This window comes from Candidatus Electronema sp. JC, from assembly GCF_048287365.2.
GTDB lineage: Bacteria > Desulfobacterota > Desulfobulbia > Desulfobulbales > Desulfobulbaceae > Electronema.
The window spans coordinates 74,543-92,405 of the sequence record NZ_JBLWEM020000057.1; the positions used below are offsets into that span (position 1 = coordinate 74,543).

Below are 17,863 nucleotides of genomic sequence, written 5' to 3' on the forward strand. Positions count from 1 at the left end.
CGCCATCGCCCCGCTCAGTTCTCCAAATTTACCCAGACTGAAACCCGGTCGCGGCGGCCTTGGCTGTCAATCAGGGTGATGCGGGCAAGCCCCGGCCCCGGCGGCGGGCAGGAGATGATTTCGCCCTGCTGCTCCTTGGCCACCGGCTGGCCGTTGATCAGCCAGTGAAAAGGCGGGGTTCCGCCGTGCGCTTTGAGGACAAAAACAGGATTGTCACCCAGATTCAGGCTGCTGCCGTCCACCGGATAATAAATGCGGGGCTGGCTCTGCTCGGCAGCCGAGCGGCTGAAATATTGCAGATGCGGCGGCAGTTGATTATGACTGAACCGCTGGAAACCAGCAGGCAGGCTGTCGGCAGCTTCGACTTGCGCTGGCAAAGCGGAGAAGGCTTGCAGCAGCACCGGCACAGCCAGTTCGGCTCCGGTAGTGCGCTTGCCATAGCCGCCGTCAGGCCGCCCGACCCAGACACCAATGGTGTGCTGCCGGGTGTAGCCGATGGCCCACGCATCGCGAAAGCCGTAGGACGTGCCGGTTTTATAGCGGATTCTTGCCGTTGTTTGCAATCCGGCGGCGGCAGGCAGGCTGCGCAGAATTTCATCCACCTGCCACGCCGCTGCCGGAGCCAGCAGGCGGTTTTCCGGGCCGGGCGGCGCGGCAGGGTTGAAAGTGATGGGCCGGAATTCGCCCTGATCAGCCAGAGCGGCGTAGAGGGCGGTGAGGTCGCGCAGATTTGTTGCCGTGCCGCCCAGCGCCAAGGACAGCCCCGCTTCACCCTGATTGCGGCCCATGAAAATGCCGACTGAGGCAAAACGAGATAGCAGCGTCTGCGGGCCGACGCGCTCCAGCACCTGCACCGCAGGCAGGTTGAGCGAACGATGCAAAGCCTCGCGCACCGAGACCCAGCCGTGGTGCGTGCGGTCGAAATTGTCCGGGCCGTAGCTGCCGAAGCGGCCCGGTCGGTCGAGGATCAGAGTTTCTGGGTGAAGAATGCCTTGTTCAAAGGCGAGGCCGTAGATGAAGGGTTTGAGGGCCGAGCCGGGCGACCGCCGCGCTTTGGTCAGATCAAGGCTGCTGATCCGCCAACCGCCGGAGCCGACATGCGCCAGCACTTGGCGGCTCCGGTTATCCACCGCCAGCAGGGCAAGCGTTCTCTTGCCTTCCTCGCCGAGACGCTGCTGGGCCTGCGCGGCGATGGCCTCCATTTTTTCCTGCACGGCCCGGTCTAACGAGCTGAGGAGCATTTCCTTTTCTGGCTGAAGAGCGCGGAGCTGGCGGCTGAACTGCGGCGCAAGAAAAGGCGCGGGCTGCCGCTTGGCAGGTACCGGCTGCGTTCGCGCCAGTTTGGCTTGATCCGCACTGAGCAGGCCGTTTTCCGCCAGCCGGTCGAGCACTCGGTTTCTGGCTATTTCTGCCTGCGCCGGGCGGCGGTCAGGCCGCCTCCGCTCCGGCGACTGCGGCAGGCTGATCAGCAAGGCGGCTTCAGAAGGCGTGAGCCGGGCCGCGTCTTTCTGGAAATAAAAAAAGCAGGCCGCCTCAATGCCTTCAATATTGCCGCCATACGGGGCCAATGTCAGATAGGTTTCAAGGATGTCCTGCTTGCTCAGATGCCGTTCAAGGCGCAGAGCTTCGGCCATTTCAATCAGCTTGCTCAGCACTGTGCGCGGGCGTGGATGCAGCAGGCGCACAGTCTGCATGGTGATGGTGGACGCGCCGGAAACCGCGCGGCCATGCCCGGCCAGCTGCATGACCGCCCGGCCCAGCGCGAGCGGATCCATCCCCCAGTGCGACCAGAAGCGTTTGTCCTCGCAGGCTAAAAGAAGGCGGAGGAAGTCCGGGTCAATGCGCTCCAGCCGGGCAGGCAGCCGCCAGTAGCCACCTTGAGTCGTGAAGAGATGGAGCAGTTTGCCGTCCCGGTCCAGCACCTGCGCCGAGCAGGGCACTGGAAGCCTGCGCAGCAAGGGCGGCGGCTGGACGAGATATGCAAAAAAAAGGCCGCCGCTCAGGACGGCGGCGGCAGACAAGACTGAGAGGAGTCGCTTCATTCTTCTTTGCCGCCGAGAGGACAGACTGGGCGGCGTGTGGTTCAATAGCAGTGCGTCGGATATTCGGCGCAAACATCCTCATGCAGGCTGTCGATATTGGACTTGTCTGTGTATATGCTGTTGGTTCCGAATCGTGACGCGCCTTGAATTTTTATCATGCTGCCATCGTCATATCCCCAGCTGGTCACAGCCATGACCGCCATTTGCGGGTCCGCAGGCGCGCTTTCTTCGCTGACATAGTCTCTGCCGTAGTTGACGAACCAAGGCCCGCCGCTGGAGCCGCCTGTCTGGTCTGAGCCGATCACGACATTTGAAAAGGTGTCTTGAAGACCTAAGCTGTCAGTCCGAATCATGCGCGTTCCGTCATCCAGCGACGCTGGATACCCAAACTGGCTTATCTGGGCCGCCAGCAGCGTTTTGCCTTCTGTGAGCGCGGATATGTCAACATAGCTGTAATTGCCTGCCTGATGATTATATTTCCCTCCGACAGAATCACCCAGTGCCGGGAAAACTGCCTTGCCGACATAACGGTTCGTTGGTTTCTTTTTGATGACAACGACAGCAAGATCGTTTTCGCAAACCACTCCTGGTGATTCCACTTCACAGCTGTCAGTTCCGTCGTAATATACTGCTGGCACCCACCATTCTTCTCCTTTCCATGTCCCATAAGGTTTAGAATTACCATTCTGCATCGGCACAAAAAGAACCTCATCCGCCCATCCTTCAGCCCCTTGACCAAAGTTATGCACACAATGCGCGGCAGTGACCACTAAGCCTTTGTCAATGATTGATCCTGTGCATACATACCAATCTGAACCAAAACGCATCCACAGCTTGCCAACGCCGCGCGCCGTATCTTTTCTGTAATATGATGCTGTGGGCAGATTGTTTTTTGTGCTGGTCAAGGCTCTTTTGGTTGTGAACGGAAAAAGTCCTTCGCTGCCATAAGCTGCGGACGTTCTGCCGTCCTGCGCCTTTCTCTCCAGCATTGTGCGCACTCCAGCCGGAAGCTGGGCCGGATCAGTGATCATCGGCATCCGTGATTGAGGCCGGATGCCTGCTTTTTCCAGCTGGGCCATGTGCAGGTCAGGAGAGACATCTGAGGAGGACAGAGCGTTTTTCCGGCTTCGGCTGGAAACATTTTTATCATCAGCATGTCCGTCGCCAGCCAGTCCAATCAAGGAAAGCGCCATCGCAACACTGGCAAATTTCATGACGATCATTTTGCTTTTCATATCTTGCCACCTTTTTTTGGTTTTTTATTTCAAGCATCTGCGATATTGCAGATGCTTGATTTTCAAAAAAGGCTACTTCTTTCCTCCGGCAAAGTCAAGAAGAAAGGCGGTTTTCCTCTTAAAAACCGCCTTTCTTGCGGCACCGTATCAGCCGCGTTCAGTGCCCGACCGCAAGCAGGCCGCTGGCCGCCAAAGTCAGAATCACGACCTCGGCAATGGCCATGATCATGTAGGCTTTGTCGCCTTTTCTTTTGAAAACCGGCACAATCACGGCATAGCACAGAATGGTTATGCCGGAGAGAATGGCGATCGGCAGGAAGTTCATGTAATCGCCCTTGCCGATGAGCGTCATCCACGCCCAGCCGGTGGGCGCGTGATCCATGTGGAGGAAGTTGCTGTTCACTGCGGCAAGATATTCTTTCACCGAAAGGCCCCAGTACTTGGACAGCTCGTCTAACGGAATCACCGGCTCAATGATGCCGAACACGTAGAGGCCGAAGCTGATGACAATCAGCGCAAGACCGAGCAGCATTCCTTTTTCCAGCCAGGCAGCGTAGAGCATCTGCTCTTCAGATGCGGCCAGTTCCTTCTTATTTTCCATGAGAAGCCTCCTGAGTGTGTTGCACTGCAGGTTTTGCGGGCGCGTTCATAGCCTTGATGCCGTCATAGAGCGACTTGCTGCCGGCAAAGGCGAGGATGCCGATGACCATCCAGCGGATGAATGAGGGCTTGGCGACTTTGAGAATCCGCACACCGACGAAGGAGCCGAGCATGATGCCGATCAGCGAGGGCGCGACCAGCATCGGAATCACCGCGCCGTTGTTGAGATAAACCCAAGCGGCGGAAGTGTCGGTGATGGAAAGCAGGAATTTGCTGGTGGCGACGCTGATCTTCAGCGGCGCGCCCATCATCAGGTTGAGCACTGGCACGTTGGCCCAGCCCGCGCCAAGGCCGAACATGCCCGCCATCACGCCGATGATGATGAAGGTCAGCAGGCCGGGAATGGTGCGGTGAATCTTCCAGTCAAAGGTTTTGTCCGGGCCTTGGTAGATGCCGTAGATGCCGAGCGCGCTGGAGAGCGCGTCGGCCTTGGGCACGTCCGGGCAGTCGGATTTCTTGGCCGTGAACATAATCACCACGATGCCGAGGATGGTCACGCCGAGCAGCAGTTTGACGATGTGCGCGGGCAAGGCGAGGCCGAACATCGCCCCGACGATGGCGCAGCTGGAGGCGACCAGCGCGACTGGAATGGCAAGCCGCAGGCTGGCCAAGTTGGCCTTGAGCAGGCCCGGCCCGGCGGCCAGCGCGCCGGAGAGGGCGACCAAGAGGCCCGCGCCGCGCACGAAATCAATATGGAAGGGGAAAAAGCCGCCGATGATCGGCACGTAGAGCACGCCGCCGCCGACTCCGCCCAGCACCGCGACGATGCCCATGACAAAGGTCACGACTAACAGCAGCAGCGGCCAGATCCACCAAGCTGTTGCGTCCGCCGGGACAGCCTCGGCTCCAAATGCTGCGGCTGGAAGCGCCAGCAGCAGGGCGGCCAGCAGGACGGGCATCGCCCCCCAACCCTTACTTGTTCCGTTTTTCTTCATTTTGCCCTCTTTTTCGATTTGTTTAAAAAAGCAACAGTTGTTGACAAATTCAACACTGACAGACAGTGGCAGCGGCGGCAAACTTGACACTCTTGCTTTGTAATTGCTTGAAAACAATACAACTTCCGAAGCAGGCGAGCTGACAGGCAGCCCTGTCAGCATAATGGAGGCAAACAAAAAATAAAAGTCAAGAAAAAAATGCGGAGAGAAAGACCTTCTGAGGCTTGATCTTTTCCGCAGCGGTGTTAAGATGGTGAAAACATTTGCCGGGATAAAATCTTGGCAAAGTCTTTCTTTTTCAAACAGATGCAGAAAGGAGACAGCGATGAGGGAAAAAAGCGGGCAGCTAATTGGGCAGGCGGAAATCATCGCGCTGGCGACCGACGGTTCTTCTTACACCGACGGCGCGGCGCAGGAGGCGATTTTTCTCGCTCAGGCCTGCGGGGCTAAACTCGTGGCGCTGCATGTCATTCCGATTGATTCGGAGGTGGCGATGAGCATCCATGCTGTTTCCAAAGTTCTGCGCGAGGAGATCAGCGGTCATCTTGATAAAATTCTCAAAATGGCCAAGGATGCCGGGGTGGTCTGCGAGGCGTTCGTTGAGGAGTCATATCAGCCGGATAAAACAATTGCCGAGCTGGCCCGCAGGGAGCAGGCTGATGTTCTGATCATGGGTCGGCATGGCCGGGGAGGTCTGCTCAAACTGCTGGTCGGCAGCATGACCGCCAAGGTTATCGGTCACGGTTTCCCAAAAGTGCTTGTAGTGCCAAAAGATTTCTCCATCGGCGGCGAAAAGGTCCTCGTGGCGGTCGACGGCTCCGAATCGAGCGGCCTTGCGGCGGCGGAGGCGGTGAGCATAGGCGCGAACTGCTCCAATTTGAACGAGGTTTACGTGGTCTCTGTGGCCTCGTCTGAGGACGGGCTGGCGCAAGCCCAAGAGCTGGTCGAGGCGGTGTGCCGACAGGGCTTGGAGCAGGCGCCGCACGTGGCCTTCCATCCGCTGGCCTTGGTCGGCAAACATGCGCCGGAGGTGATCACAGCAGCGGCGCGGGAGCGCAATGTGGATATGATTTTAATTGGCGGCCATGGCAAGGGCCTGAGCAAGCTGCTCATGGGCCATGTCACCGAAAAGGTCATCGGCAAGGCGCACTGCGCCGTGCTGGTGCTGAAAAAAGAGGCGTAGGCAGCTCTGTGTCCTGCTCCGCAGGCGGCGGAGCAGGATGCGCAGGAGAACGTGTTGATTTTGCTCAACTGGCGGTTCGTGCTATTGCAATGCAACGCTTTGTAACAGAATTTCAACTTTCAACCGCGTAACCACAAATAATATTTGTTCATGTCCGCAGCCCTCTTTTTCCTCCGCTTCATCGCCGTGGTCAGCTTGGTGCTGGCCGGGGCGCATTATTATCTTTGGCGGCGTTTGGTCAAGGACACCGGCCTCAGCGGCAGAGCCAGAAGCGCAGGCACAGCGGCCCTCGTCAGCCTCTTTTTCCTGCCGCTGCTCCCCCGCCTGCTGGAGCGGCATCTGCCTTACGCATACACCTTCCACATCTCCTGGCTGGGCTATCTCTGGCTGGGGATGCTCCTGCTCTTCTTCGTTTTTTTTCTCTGCGCCGATGCCCTGAAAATCCTTGCCTTAGCAGGCCGCTGCCTGCTGCTGCGGCAATGGGCAAAGCCGGATCCGGCCCGCTGGCAGCAGCTTTCCCGCCTCACTGCTGCTGCCGGGCTGCTCATCGTGCTGACCGTCACCGCCTTCGGCGTGAAAAAAGGAGCCGAGCCGCCGACAGTCCACCGGGTTGAGATCAGCCTGAACACGCTGCCCGCCGCCTTCAAGGGCTTCAAGATTGTGCAGCTTTCTGACATCCATATCGGCGAGATGACCACCGCCGCTGAACTGGCCGAAATCGTAGCCATAGTCAACCGCCTTGAACCGGACATGGTCGCGATCACCGGCGATTTGGTGGACGGCGAGGCGGCGCAGCTGCGCGGCGAACTGGCTCCGCTGGGAGGCTTGCGGGCGAAGGAGGGCGTGTTCTTTGTCACTGGCAACCACGAGTACTACAGCGGCGCGGAGGACTGGCTGCCGGAGATTGAGCGGCTGGGCGTGCGGATTCTCCGCAATGAACGAACCGAGCTGCGGCGCGGCGGCGACAGCGTGGTGATCGCCGGAGTCAACGACCACAAGGCGGGCCGCTTCGGCGATGCGCCTGACTACGAGCGGGCGTTAGGCGGGATTGCGCCGGGCCGCACGGTTATCCTGCTCGCGCATCAGCCTGCCGCCGCCCAGAAGGCTGCCGTCTGGCAGCCGGACTTGGTGCTGTCCGGCCACATGCACGGCGGCCAGATCTGGCCTTTCAAATACTTCGTCCTTCTCCAGCAGCCCTACATCCGGGGCCTGTACCGCGAGGGCAAGATGCAGATTTACGTCAATCAGGGCACAGGCAGCTGGGGGCCGCCGATGCGGGTGGGCACGGAGAAGGAAATCACCGAGCTGATCCTCAAGTAGTGCCTCGCCCGATGTCAAAAGAAACCCTCGCTCGATCTCGCAGCACGAGGTCGAGCGAGGGAATTATACGGGATCGAGCGATGCCGTGTTATGAGATCGAGCGAGGGTTTGTAAAAACCTCGCCCGATGTTTTTGCAGGAGCAGCAGGGAACGGCCCCTGAGCGGAGCCGAAGGCGCGCGTCAGGGCTTCTTGAACGCCTCGGCCAGCTCCGTCACGGCCATGGCGTAGCGGTTGGAGTGGTTCCAGTGAGTGATGGCCTGAAAGTTGGGATAGCCCGCGATGTAGCGGAAGGCCTGCGCTGACTGCTGCGGATCCAATTCCAGCCCGACAATCGACAGCGACCGACTGCCCGGCGAAGGCGGAATCGTCCGGCCTGGCGCGGCGGCGCGGACGGCCTCGACTGGAACCCGGCCTTTCTGCCAGCCTTTCTCCATCGCCTCGCGCAGCCGTTTGTCCTTCAGCTCCGGCCCCAGCTCAGCGTAAACCGGCGCGTCCAGCACCCAGCCGTGCTTGCTGATGTAATTGGCAATGGAAGCGAGCACATCCGGCACTGAGTTCCAGACATCGCGCTTGCGGTCGCCGTCAAAGCTGACTGCGAAGGAGCGGAAGGAGGAGGGAATGAATTGCGTCTGGCCGAAGGCCCCGGCATAAGAGCCTTTGATGCCGTGCGGATCAATCCCGTTTTCCTTGCAGAGGCGGAGGAAATCAACCAGCTGTTCTCGGAAGAAGTCCGAGCGGCGCGGGTATGCGTCAAAGAGGGTGTTCAGCGTCTGAAGAACATCAAAGCTGCCCTGATTCGTGCCGTATTTGGTCTCCACCGCCCAGATGGCGACAATGGTTTCCCGATTCACGCCGAACTGTCCTTCAACGCGGTCGAGCAGTGCTTTGTGCTCGCGCAGCTTGGCCTTGCCGGTGCGGATATTCTGCTCGGTGACGAAGAGCGGAGAATATTGATAGTACGGCTTGGCCTCCCAAGGCCGGTCCATCAGCTCCAGCACTTTTCTGGAGATTTTCTGGCCTTGAAAGATCTGGCGCAGCTCGTTCTGGCTGAAGCCGTATTTCTGCTCCAGCTCGCGGAAGAGCTGGCGGTATTTCGGCTGCTGAAGGTCAATCAGCTGGCCGTCCTGCACCAGATCGGCGGCTTTGGGAGCCTTGCCTGTCTGCGCAAATGCCGGTGCAGGCGGTACGGCGAGCTGGAGGGCGGCGAACAGCAGGACGGAGCAGGAAAGGGAGGCTATGCGCATGAGAAAGGCCGGAAGTTCAGGTTGATCAGACGGCCTGCCGCCCGAACTGGCAGCTGAAGGCCTTGATGAAATCGTCAAGCTGGTCAGCAGGCAGGGCGTTGATGCCCGCCGCCGCCGCTCGTCCGCCGCCGCTCGGAAACTGGCGGCAGAGCAGGTCCGCGCCGTTCCGGTTCTGCAAAGGAGCGCGGACGCTGACCAAGAGCGAGCCGTCGCGGTTTTCGGTCAGCAGGGCGTGCGCCTGCGCGGGCCGCTGATTGGCGAAGGCGTTGGCGCAGACCCCGGAAACCCGCCGCGCCCACGCTTCGGCAGGCAGGCGGAAGACCCGGCCTGCTTTGTCCTCATGCAGCGGTTTGGCGGACAAAGCTCTGTCCATGTCGTTCTGGCAGCCTTCGCGCAGCGTGCGCAGGGCCGGGGATTCGGCATGAAAAGCCAGCGGATTTTCGTAAGGCCGGACAAGGCGGTACAGCTCGGCAGGATGAAAATAGAGATCGTCCAAGGCCGCGCCGTAGCCGTTGTAGTTGAGCAGAATGCCGATCTCGCGCAGCCGCTCCGTATCCTCCTGACTGAGGCCGAGCCGCCGGGCGAGCTGGAGGGCGGCTTCATCCAAGTTGTCGCCGAAAGCCCCGGCCACCGCCCAAAGCGCGTGTTTGTCCTCCAGCAGCCAGTTGACAATCAGCGAGGTGCAGAGCAGCGGCTCCGGGTCAATATGCACGGTCAGCCGTTCGGAAACCGGCACCTCGCCTGCGTAATGATGATCAACGTACAGCACCGTGCAGCCGTTGGCGAGCAGCTTGAGCAGGCTGGCGCGGTTTTTGTCCAGAGAGATGTCCAGCACCGTGATCTGGCCGCCGCGCTCCTCCTCAATCTGCTGAAGCAGGGCGATGTCCCGCTTCACGCCGGTGATCAGGCGGGCTTCCGGTTGCGGCTGCGCCAGCCGGAGCTGGTGCAGGGCGCAGATGCCGTCCGCGTCGCCGTTGAAAACATCCGTCGTCTTCATAGCCTTAGAAATCCACGCCAAAGGGCGCGCCGATATTGGCGAGCTGGAACATGATGGTGATCTGCTCGTTGTCCGGGGTGGTCTCCGCGCCCAGCTCAACGGCCCAGCAGGCCGGATGATAAACCAAACTTACCTTCTCTTTGAGGGTTATCGAATCTTCCAAAGATTTCTCCAGCGAGTAGCCTGCGGAGAAGTCATACATCAAGTTGACCAAGGCTGAGAGCCGCACTGAGCTGGTGTCGCTGCCGCCCTGGGTGTCCTTGTAGATATTTTTATAATAGAGATAATCCAAGGAGAAGATGTCGCCCCGCCAGCTCCGGTAGTCGCCTTCGGCGAAATGGCGGAGGAAACCGTCATCGTAGACGTTAAGATCTGTCTCATAGCGGAAAATCATGCTGCTGGTCGGATACCAGGCGGTGCGCAGCTCGATCGGCAGGAACGGCTCGTCGCCTGCGTCGCTGCGCAGGTCATAGCTCTGCTGGAGCTTGACATAGCCGTAGTCGCGCTCAAACTCCTCCTTGTTCCGCTTGATCCCGGAAACAGTGAAAAAGTTGTTGATGCCATAGGTGATGCTGTTCTGGTCGCCGAAGCTGTCCACCCCGTCAAACTGGGGCAGATTCTTATCGTCATCGGTGACATAGGTGTGCTTGAGGAAGGGGCGGAGGACATGGCTCCAGCCGTCGCCGGCAGTTCCGAAATCCTTGCGCATCAGCGTGGAGAGTTCAGACTGAAGAATGCCGAGAAGCCGGTTTTCCGTGTCGCTGTCAGCCCAAGCCGCATCGCCGTTGCCGTCAATGGCGTAAGCTGTGTTGCGGAGACCGGCGGTGACTGAGCCGTTCAGCCGCTGCTCCAGCAGCGGCACAGCCGCCGTGACTTTAGGATACAGATCAAGCCGCTGCGCTCCGACACCTTCTTCGCGCCAGTAATGAACGTAGTCCGTGCTCCATGACAGGTCAGTTTTCACCGCCTCATAAACGGTCAAGCGACCGTTATGTTCGATTTCCGGCAATTTCCAAAGAGCGGCCGAGCCGTTCTCGCCTTCGGCGAGATCGTCAACGCCGGTCAGGCTGGCCCGCAGCGACATGCCGTTGCCCCAGGAGCGCAGCGCCTTCAGGCTGTTGGTCCGCTGATCTGTGGTTCTGTCCTGCAAGCCGCGTCCGAACTGCTCCAAATAATAACGGTCGCTGAGGGTCAGGCCGGTGCGGCCCAAATCAAATTCGCTCAGGTAATCGCGGTCGGAAACCAGATCAATGTCCAAACGGGTTGTCCATTCGCCGAATTCCTGATCCGCCTTGCCCCGCAGCCAGTACCGCTCCTGATCTGTGTAGGTGCGGCTGCCTTCGGCCTTCAGATCGTCTGAGAGAAAATTGGCCATGAGCGTGCCTTTGCCGCCCTGATCCAGCGCATAGCGGCCCTCGGCTCCGGCCATGAAGCCCCGGTTGGCGATGTAATGCGGATACAGGGTGATGTCCGCGCTTGGCGAGAGATTGATGAAGAAAGGCAGCTCCATGCCGAAGCCGTTGCGGTCGGACATGGACACCAGCGGGAAAAGGAAGCCGGTCTGGCGGCTGCGCTTGGCCGGAAGAATCATGATCGGCGTGTAGAGCACCGGCACATCCTTGATGCGGAAGGTGGCGTGTTTGAGATACGCGTAGCCGCCGTCGGTGATGTCCGCCTCCGCCGCCTTGAAGCTCCACGGCGGCGTTTCGCCGTCCTGGAGCTTGCAGGTGATGATCCAGCCGTCCTCTATATGATAGGTCAGCTCGCCGGTTTTCTCAATTTTCTGGCCTTCAAGGTGCATGTCCTTGTACTGGCGGATGATGGCCGCGTTCTCAAAGGAGCCGGTCTCCTGCTTGAGATTGACTGTGCCGCCGTCCGCCTTGAGCTGGTCAGGGCCGATTTCGATAAAGACCTTGCCGTCCGCCCGCACCGTGCCCTCGTCCATGTTGTAGAGCATCCGGTCGGCCTTGACCGTGGTCATGACCGTGGAGACCATGCGCGGCCCGGCCTCATCCGCCTCGGCAGCGGCGTTCTCACTGATCTGCGGCACAGCCTTGGAGCTGCCGCTGTCCGCCGGACGCTGCTCCTCCTCCGGCTGGCCCGCATCCTCGCCGAGCAGGTCGTTCCAGCGGGCTGACCGGCCTTTTTTTCTGTCCGCCGCCGTTTTTTGCAGCTTGATCAGTTCAACATGGCCTTCCGCCACAATCCGGGCAGGATTCTCCAGCCGGGTCAGCTTGTCGGCGTTGATCTCCCATTGCAGGGCCTTGACAGACTCCGCCTCAGCGGCGGCAGGACGCAAAACGGAAACGGCGCAGCAGACCAGCGCCGCTGCCGGGAAAAAATATCGCTGGGAATGCACGGTGACGCGCTCCTGTGGATGTGTTCGGAAAAGGAAAAGAACAGCTTGCAAACGGCTGGTTCAGCCTCAAACTTACGCTCCCGCCCTGCCCGTGTCAAGGGAAAAGGCGCGGCAGGCGGCGCAGTTTGTCCTTGCGCAAAGCGGAATTTTCTTTTATACAGCAAGGTATTGCGCAGTCAGGTTTTTGGCCCTTCAACCTCATCCTTGCCAAAGTGAATTCCTCCGGCGGCAGCGGTCTCCGCATCTCCGCAGTCTTCCTATGAACTACATCTTCGGCCCGGTCAACTCGCGGCGGCTCGGACGTTCGCTGGGCATTGACCTCTTCAGGGAAAAGATCTGCTCCCTCAACTGCATCTACTGCGAAGTGGGGGCAACCACGCTTCTGACCTGCGAGCGGGTGGAATATGCTCCAACAGTGGCGGTCAAGGCGGAGATAGATGCCTTTTTCGCGGATCAGGAGCGAGCGGCGGCAGTGGATTTCGTCACGGTCACGGCCAGCGGCGAGCCGACGTTGCATTCTGGCTTGGGCAAGATTCTCGCCCACCTGAAGCAGCGGGCGGCGAAACCGGTTGCAGTGCTGACCAATGGCACTCTGCTCTGGGACGCGCAGGTGAGGCGCGAGCTGGCCGCTGCGGATGTGGTTATTCCATCGCTGGATTCCGCCTTGCCTGCCGGATTCAGGAAGATTGACCGACCGGCCCGCTGCCTTGATTTGGCCAAAATCATCGAGGGGCTGACAGTCTTTTCGCACGAGTTTCACGGCCAGATCTGGCTGGAAATCCTGCTCGCCCAAGGCATCAACGACACGGATGAGGAAGTGGCGGCCCTCTGCCAGGCGGCGGCGCAGATGCGGCTTGACCGCATTCAGCTCAACACGGTGATCCGGCCTCCGCTGGAGCCGTTCGCCCGGCCTGTGGAACAAGCACGGATGGAGGCGGTTGCAGCGGAGTTTCTCCGTCACGACCCGGCTCGGCCTGTGGACATGCTTTCCGGCGGCGCAACGCAGGAGGAAAACGGAGCAGACGGGCAAAGAACAATTGATCTCGGCAAGACTGCGGACCGGCTGGCCTTGCAGGCTGAGATTGTTGAAATGCTGAAACGGCGGCCTTGCACGGCTGCCGACATAAACCGCGTCTTCCATGCGGGAGGGGCGGACAGGGTTGAGCAGCTGCTTGACGCGCTGATCCGGGACGGTCTGCTGCACAAGCGGACGCACAACGGCAGGCTCTATTATCAGACAGGCCCGGACGAGGCGCATTCGGAATGAGCGCGGCTGCTTAGATTGTTTACTTTTTTATTCAGGATGTTGAATTATGACCGATGAAGCGGAGAAGCCCGCTGAAGAGCAGCAGGAGAAAAAGGCGCGCAAAGCGTCAGTGAAAAAAGACGCGCCGGAAGCGGCGGCAGAAGAGGCGACACCGCCTGCGCCGAAGAAGCGCGCCCCTCGCAAAAAGAAAAGCGAAGAGACGACTGTAGTTGCAACAACAGCAGAGACAGTTCAGCCGGAAGCTCCAGCTGAAGAAAAGAAGGCCCCGAAGAAACGCGCTCCTCGCAAAAAGCAAAGCGTAGAGCCTGCGGCAGCGGAACCAGCGGCGGAGATAGTACAGCCAGAAGCTCCGGCTGAAGCGGCAGTGCCGCCTGATGCTGTGCCGGAAAAGAAAGTGCCGAAGAAACGCGCTCCTCGGAAAAAGAAAAGCGAAGAGCAGCCAGCGGCGGAAGAAGCAGCCGCGCCTGTTGCAGAGGAGACCGCGCCGCCGGTGGCTGCTGCCGAGGTGATTCCCGCTGAAGAGCAGCCGTCGTCCGCTGAAGCCAGCACCGCAGCGGCACCAGCTACAGACGCAGTGCCTCCCGCGAAGAAGAAGCGTTCGCGCCGCCGGGGCAAGAAAAAGGCCGAGCCGCAGACAGATCAGGGCGGGGCCGCCCTTGTCAATGAGGCTGCTGCGCCAGCGCCGCCTGCTGAGAAGAAAGGCCAGCGGGAAAAGAAGCGGCCTGAGCGGCAGCCGCAGCGGAGCCGGACAGAGGACGATGATGAAGACGATCTGATTCGCGATGATGAGCCGCAGGAGCGCAGCGGCAAAAAGGTCTGCGCGAAGCTGCTGATCAACGCGGAGGAGCCGGAGGAATGCCGCATCGCCATTGTTGAGGACGGGCGGCTGGAAACCTTCCATGTCTCAACCACGGTGAGCGAGCGCACCAAGAACAACATCTACAAAGGCCGGATTGTCTCTATCGAGCCGAATCTGCAAGCCGCCTTTGTGGAGATCGGCACCGGGCGCAACGGCTTCCTGCCGTTCTGCGACATTCACCCGGAATACTACAAAGAGGACATCAGCGAGCAGACCCGCACGCTCATCCGCCAGCAGCAGTGGCGGAAGCTGAAGATTGAGGATGTGGTCAACAAGGGACAGGAAGTCTTGGTGCAGGTGGTCAAGGAGATCACCGGCAACAAAGGCGCGAACATGACCACCTATCTGTCGCTGCCGGGCCGCTGCCTTGTTCTCATGCCGGGCAGCGACAGCACCGGCATCTCGCGCAAGATCTCCGGCGAGGAGCGGCGCAGCGAGCTGCGGCAGATGATCGGCAACCTCAGCCTGCCGGAGGGCATCGGCTACATCATCCGCACGGCCAGCGCCGAGATCACCCCGGTCGCGCTGGAGGAAGACCTCAGCCAGCTGCTCACGCTTTGGGAGGAGATCAAGCGGCGCGGTCAGACCATGCCCTCGCCCGCAATGGTCTATGAGGATCAGGACACCATCGTCCGCTTTCTCCGTGACCATTTCACCCCGGACATTCAGGAGATCATCGCTGACACCCAAGATGCCTGCGATCAGGCGACCCGCTTTGTCGCTGGCCTGCCGGAACAGCAGCGGAAAATCCAAGTCAAGCTGCACCGGGGCGTGAAGCCGATCTTCAATCAGCACAGCATCGAGGAGCAGATTGAGTCCATCTACCAGCCGCAGGTGCAGCTGCCGTCCGGCGGCTCAATTGTCATCAACCCCACCGAAGCGCTGGTGGCCATTGATGTCAACTCAGGCCGCACCTCGCAGCGGGGCGACTTCGACCAATCCATCTTCCTCGCCAACATGGAGGCGGCGGACGAGCTGGCCCGCCAGCTCCGCCTGCGCGACCTCGGCGGCCTGATTGTCGTGGACTTCATTGACATGCGCAACATGTCCCACATCAAGGAGGTGGAGCGGCAGGTCAAGAACGCCATGCGCCGCGACAAAGCCAAGGTGGACATCAGCCGCATCTCGCGCTTCGGCCTGATGCAGATATCACGCCAGAAGATGGGCGCGCCGATTGAGAAGGGCAGCTATCACGTCTGCGAATACTGCGGCGGGCGCGGCGTGCTCCGTTCGGTCGAAACGCTGGCTCTGCACTACTTGCGCCGGATTCAGACCGGAGTCAGCCGCAGGAGGGTGCGGCGGGTTGAGGTGCATCTGCCGCTCGAAGTCGGCCAGTATCTGCTCAACAAGAAGCGGGAGGACATCGCCGAGCTGGAGGCCAAGCATCAGGCGGCGATTGAAATCCGCCTCTGCCCGGAGATGAAGCCCAACGATCAGAAGATTGATTTTCTGCTCTGACACCCGCCGCCCTGTCCGCTCTCTTGACAAAAGGGCGGACAGGCGGTAATCTTTGCAGCGGCATTCTTCTTCATCGCCCGGATGGCGGAACAGGTAGACGCAAGGGACTTAAAATCCCTCGGCTCTTCGCAGCTGTACGAGTTCGATTCTCGTTCCGGGCACCACGTCAATTCAAGGGTTGCGGCTGAAAGGCGGCAGCCCTTTTTCTTTTATGGCAGGCAGCCGCTCGGTTATGGGGAACGCTTGACCCTTTTTTGTGAGAGCAGAGCAGCTTTCGCATTTCTTGAAAAAAGGTGCCGCTTATGCTATATTTGACAGGTCTCGTTCCCGCGCTGGGATGCAAGAGACCCGCCGCGCCGCCCGATTGTATTTCTCAAAAAACACAGCCGCAGTTTTCAGCCGACACCATGAAAAGCACCCCGAAGAAACGGAATATTGAGCAACATGCCCATGTTGACGAAGATTGGTTTAACAAACAGTTTTTTAGTAAGTTAAAAGAACTTACTACGATGCGAGATCGTGGTTGTATTACTCAAGAAAAATTTGATGAAATGTTGGTAAGTAATATCGCTGAAATACAGGGGCGTGATATCCAAAATTTAAACAAACAAAAATTATTTGGAAACGGATTGAAAGGTGGACAAGCCAACTTGGCAGATTATTCTTTTTCAGATATTAAGGACATTGAATGCGTTTCAGTGCATTTTCGTGATTTAGAATCGAATATAATAAGATATATAAAAAATGCCGATATAGTTGTTGGCTGTGTGGCGTGGCTTACAAGTTTTCCCATACTAAATTCTCTTAAAGAGAAGGTGGCCGTATCTATTGTAGTTCAAAAGGAAGAATTTCTCAGGCCAGATTATGGTGAAAAAAAAGATTGCTCTAATAAACGTCTTCATAAATCCTATAATTCACTACCTCGCCTTTATCGAACAAATAAAGCAACGTCAGAAGCGATAGTGTTACGTACAAATACTATGGACTCAGAAGCAGAACCAATATCTGCTATCCGTTGTGTTGGATTTGCAAGAAGAAAAAACCAATTTTCTCTCCCTTTAATGCACCACAAGTTTCTTGTTTTCTGTCGATACAAAGGAATATATGAAGAATATGAAGATTATACAGGTAAATATCCATCGTGCAATTTGTTTGGCAACTATGGAAAAATTAAACCTTACGCTGTTTGGTCAGGATCATACAATTTATCAAAAAACGGCAACAACTCCTTTGAAAATGCGCTATATATAGAATCACTATCTTTAGCTTCAGCATATTTTTCAGAATGGGGACAAGTGGCTGCTCTTTCGGAACCTCTGAATTGGGAGTCAGAATGGGTTCACCCTGAATATACTGTCGGCACAGGAAGTTGATAGGCTTGTCATCATGTACGCCCACAAAGGAGCCGTGCGCAAGTATTCCCCTGATTTTATCGTGCGGCTGAACAACGGGGCGCACCTGATCTTGGAAACCAAAGGGCAGGACAACGAGCTGGCCCGCAGCAAGCGGGAATATCTGCGGGAATGGGTGGAGGCGGTCAACAATCATGGCGGCTTCGGGATTTGGCATGAGTCTGCTTCCTTCCGCCCGAACGAGATTGCTGGGATATTGGAAGGGATTGCCCGGAAGGAACAAGGCCGCAGTTTCAGGAATAATTGACAACCTATCTACAGCAGGATACAATACACTGAGCTGTATTCCTGTTTTTTCAGAGCCTGTCGGGCTGTGCATTTTCCTTTCAAACCCTTTTGCTCGATACAGTCTGCCATGTGCCAAATCAACGCCGCCGCACTCGCCGAATTCATCCTGATTTCTTATCCTGATAAGAACATCACTCCGATGAAATTGCAGAAACTTGCCTATTACGCAAAGGCATGGGCACTTGTTGCGGGCAGGCCGTGCATTGATGCTGCATTTGAACGGTGGGAATATGGCCCGGTGAACAGGTCTATTTATCTTTCCTATAGGGATTTCAGCAAGCAGCCCATTCCTGCGCCTGCAACTCCATCAGAGCAGCAGATACAAGGTGAAGATGCGGAGCTGCTGAAATTCTTCCTCGATCCTTATGTGAATCAGTCCGCTGTTGCTTTGAGCGCAATGACGCATAAAGAAACACCGTGGACAGACACGCCGCCTGATCAGGTCATTCCTGATCAGGTTATCTATGATTACTATTCAAAACTTTCCTTTGCAAAAAATTTCCAAGGCAAGAAATGGAATGAAGGGGAATATTTCGTTGTGAAAACCAATTCTTGGTATTGATTCACAATGGACATGACGGAAGAAGAGGCGGAAAACTATGC

At 58.0% G+C, this 17,863-nt stretch carries 14 protein-coding genes and 1 tRNA gene; 8 read left to right on the forward strand and 7 right to left on the reverse strand.

Annotation, left to right across the window (positions count from 1 at the left end; genetic code table 11):
• Positions 1-14: 14 nt before the first annotated feature.
• From pbpC to ACNKH3_RS09480, 4 genes are all read right to left on the reverse strand, one after another.
• The gene (pbpC, locus tag ACNKH3_RS09465; protein WP_420209042.1) at positions 15-2,042 is read right to left on the reverse strand and encodes a penicillin-binding protein 1C; all 2,028 of its coding nucleotides are present in this window, start codon (positions 2,040-2,042) and stop codon (positions 15-17) included.
• A gap of 41 nt (positions 2,043-2,083) precedes the next feature.
• Entirely contained in the window at positions 2,084-3,277 is a 1,194-nt protein-coding gene (locus ACNKH3_RS09470) for a trypsin-like serine peptidase (RefSeq protein ID WP_420209043.1), read from the reverse strand.
• A 157-nt stretch (positions 3,278-3,434) separates the two neighbouring features.
• Positions 3,435-3,878, reverse strand: coding sequence for a hypothetical protein (locus ACNKH3_RS09475; protein WP_420209044.1), 444 nt, complete (start codon positions 3,876-3,878; stop codon positions 3,435-3,437).
• Positions 3,868-4,872: a sulfite exporter TauE/SafE family protein gene (locus ACNKH3_RS09480; RefSeq protein WP_420209045.1), complete on the reverse strand. Its 1,005-nt coding sequence runs from the start codon at positions 4,870-4,872 to the stop codon at positions 3,868-3,870. The genes ACNKH3_RS09475 and ACNKH3_RS09480 overlap by 11 nt, the downstream gene beginning before the upstream one ends.
• 325 nt (positions 4,873-5,197) lie before the next feature.
• On the opposite strand from ACNKH3_RS09480, the gene ACNKH3_RS09485 reads away from it, so the two are divergent.
• On the forward strand, positions 5,198-6,055 hold the full coding sequence (locus ACNKH3_RS09485; protein WP_420209046.1) for a universal stress protein: 858 nt from the start codon (positions 5,198-5,200) through the stop codon (positions 6,053-6,055).
• Between the two features lie 150 nt (positions 6,056-6,205).
• Positions 6,206-7,375 (forward strand): metallophosphoesterase, encoded by a 1,170-nt coding sequence (locus tag ACNKH3_RS09490; RefSeq protein WP_420209047.1) that lies wholly within the window; start codon positions 6,206-6,208, stop codon positions 7,373-7,375.
• A 180-nt stretch (positions 7,376-7,555) separates the two neighbouring features.
• Here ACNKH3_RS09490 and ACNKH3_RS09495 read toward each other — a convergent pair whose 3' ends face one another.
• The 3 genes from ACNKH3_RS09495 to ACNKH3_RS09505 are packed head-to-tail and all read right to left on the reverse strand — an operon-like array spanning position 7,556 to position 11,976.
• Complete coding sequence (locus ACNKH3_RS09495) at positions 7,556-8,620, reverse strand: lytic murein transglycosylase (protein ID WP_420209048.1); 1,065 nt, start codon at positions 8,618-8,620, stop codon at positions 7,556-7,558.
• A gap of 25 nt (positions 8,621-8,645) precedes the next feature.
• Positions 8,646-9,617 (reverse strand): acetyltransferase, encoded by a 972-nt coding sequence (locus ACNKH3_RS09500; RefSeq protein WP_420209049.1) that lies wholly within the window; start codon positions 9,615-9,617, stop codon positions 8,646-8,648.
• Between the two features lie 4 nt (positions 9,618-9,621).
• Positions 9,622-11,976 (reverse strand): LPS-assembly protein LptD, encoded by a 2,355-nt coding sequence (locus ACNKH3_RS09505; protein WP_417916087.1) that lies wholly within the window; start codon positions 11,974-11,976, stop codon positions 9,622-9,624.
• 259 nt (positions 11,977-12,235) lie between these two features.
• Between ACNKH3_RS09505 and ACNKH3_RS09510 the strand changes: the two genes are divergently transcribed.
• The 6 genes from ACNKH3_RS09510 to ACNKH3_RS09535 all read left to right on the forward strand — a co-directional run bounded on the left by ACNKH3_RS09510 (position 12,236) and on the right by ACNKH3_RS09535 (position 17,822).
• Entirely contained in the window at positions 12,236-13,243 is a 1,008-nt protein-coding gene (locus ACNKH3_RS09510) for a radical SAM protein (protein ID WP_420209050.1), read from the forward strand.
• 46 nt (positions 13,244-13,289) lie between these two features.
• Positions 13,290-15,560 carry an Rne/Rng family ribonuclease gene (locus ACNKH3_RS09515; protein WP_417916172.1) on the forward strand — a complete coding sequence of 757 codons (2,271 nt, stop codon included), beginning with the start codon at positions 13,290-13,292 and terminating at the stop codon, positions 15,558-15,560.
• Between the two features lie 75 nt (positions 15,561-15,635).
• Positions 15,636-15,724: transfer RNA gene (locus tag ACNKH3_RS09520), tRNA-Leu, on the forward strand.
• Positions 15,725-15,967: 243 nt separating this feature from the next.
• Entirely contained in the window at positions 15,968-16,933 is a 966-nt protein-coding gene (locus ACNKH3_RS09525; protein WP_420209051.1) for a hypothetical protein, read from the forward strand.
• Between the two features lie 13 nt (positions 16,934-16,946).
• On the forward strand, positions 16,947-17,219 hold the full coding sequence (locus ACNKH3_RS09530) for a hypothetical protein (protein ID WP_420209052.1): 273 nt from the start codon (positions 16,947-16,949) through the stop codon (positions 17,217-17,219).
• A 108-nt stretch (positions 17,220-17,327) separates the two neighbouring features.
• Positions 17,328-17,822 carry a Panacea domain-containing protein gene (locus ACNKH3_RS09535; protein ID WP_420209053.1) on the forward strand — a complete coding sequence of 165 codons (495 nt, stop codon included), beginning with the start codon at positions 17,328-17,330 and terminating at the stop codon, positions 17,820-17,822.
• Positions 17,823-17,863: the final 41 nt, after the last annotated feature.

What these genes read in the sequence shown, in the direction of transcription:
- pbpC (WP_420209042.1), bottom strand. Translation starts at nt 2,042, where the DNA reads ATGAAGCGACTCCTCTCAGTCTTGTCTGCCGCCGCCGTCCTGAGCGGC.
- ACNKH3_RS09470 (WP_420209043.1), bottom strand. Translation starts at nt 3,277, where the DNA reads ATGAAAAGCAAAATGATCGTCATGAAATTTGCCAGTGTTGCGATGGCG.
- ACNKH3_RS09475 (WP_420209044.1), bottom strand. Translation starts at nt 3,878, where the DNA reads ATGGAAAATAAGAAGGAACTGGCCGCATCTGAAGAGCAGATGCTCTAC.
- ACNKH3_RS09480 (WP_420209045.1), bottom strand. Translation starts at nt 4,872, where the DNA reads ATGAAGAAAAACGGAACAAGTAAGGGTTGGGGGGCGATGCCCGTCCTG.
- ACNKH3_RS09485 (WP_420209046.1), top strand. Translation starts at nt 5,198, where the DNA reads ATGAGGGAAAAAAGCGGGCAGCTAATTGGGCAGGCGGAAATCATCGCG.
- ACNKH3_RS09490 (WP_420209047.1), top strand. Translation starts at nt 6,206, where the DNA reads ATGTCCGCAGCCCTCTTTTTCCTCCGCTTCATCGCCGTGGTCAGCTTG.
- ACNKH3_RS09495 (WP_420209048.1), bottom strand. Translation starts at nt 8,620, where the DNA reads ATGCGCATAGCCTCCCTTTCCTGCTCCGTCCTGCTGTTCGCCGCCCTC.
- ACNKH3_RS09500 (WP_420209049.1), bottom strand. Translation starts at nt 9,617, where the DNA reads ATGAAGACGACGGATGTTTTCAACGGCGACGCGGACGGCATCTGCGCC.
- ACNKH3_RS09510 (WP_420209050.1), top strand. Translation starts at nt 12,236, where the DNA reads ATGAACTACATCTTCGGCCCGGTCAACTCGCGGCGGCTCGGACGTTCG.
- ACNKH3_RS09515 (WP_417916172.1), top strand. Translation starts at nt 13,290, where the DNA reads ATGACCGATGAAGCGGAGAAGCCCGCTGAAGAGCAGCAGGAGAAAAAG.
- ACNKH3_RS09525 (WP_420209051.1), top strand. Translation starts at nt 15,968, where the DNA reads ATGAAAAGCACCCCGAAGAAACGGAATATTGAGCAACATGCCCATGTT.
- ACNKH3_RS09530 (WP_420209052.1), top strand. Translation starts at nt 16,947, where the DNA reads ATGTACGCCCACAAAGGAGCCGTGCGCAAGTATTCCCCTGATTTTATC.
- ACNKH3_RS09535 (WP_420209053.1), top strand. Translation starts at nt 17,328, where the DNA reads ATGTGCCAAATCAACGCCGCCGCACTCGCCGAATTCATCCTGATTTCT.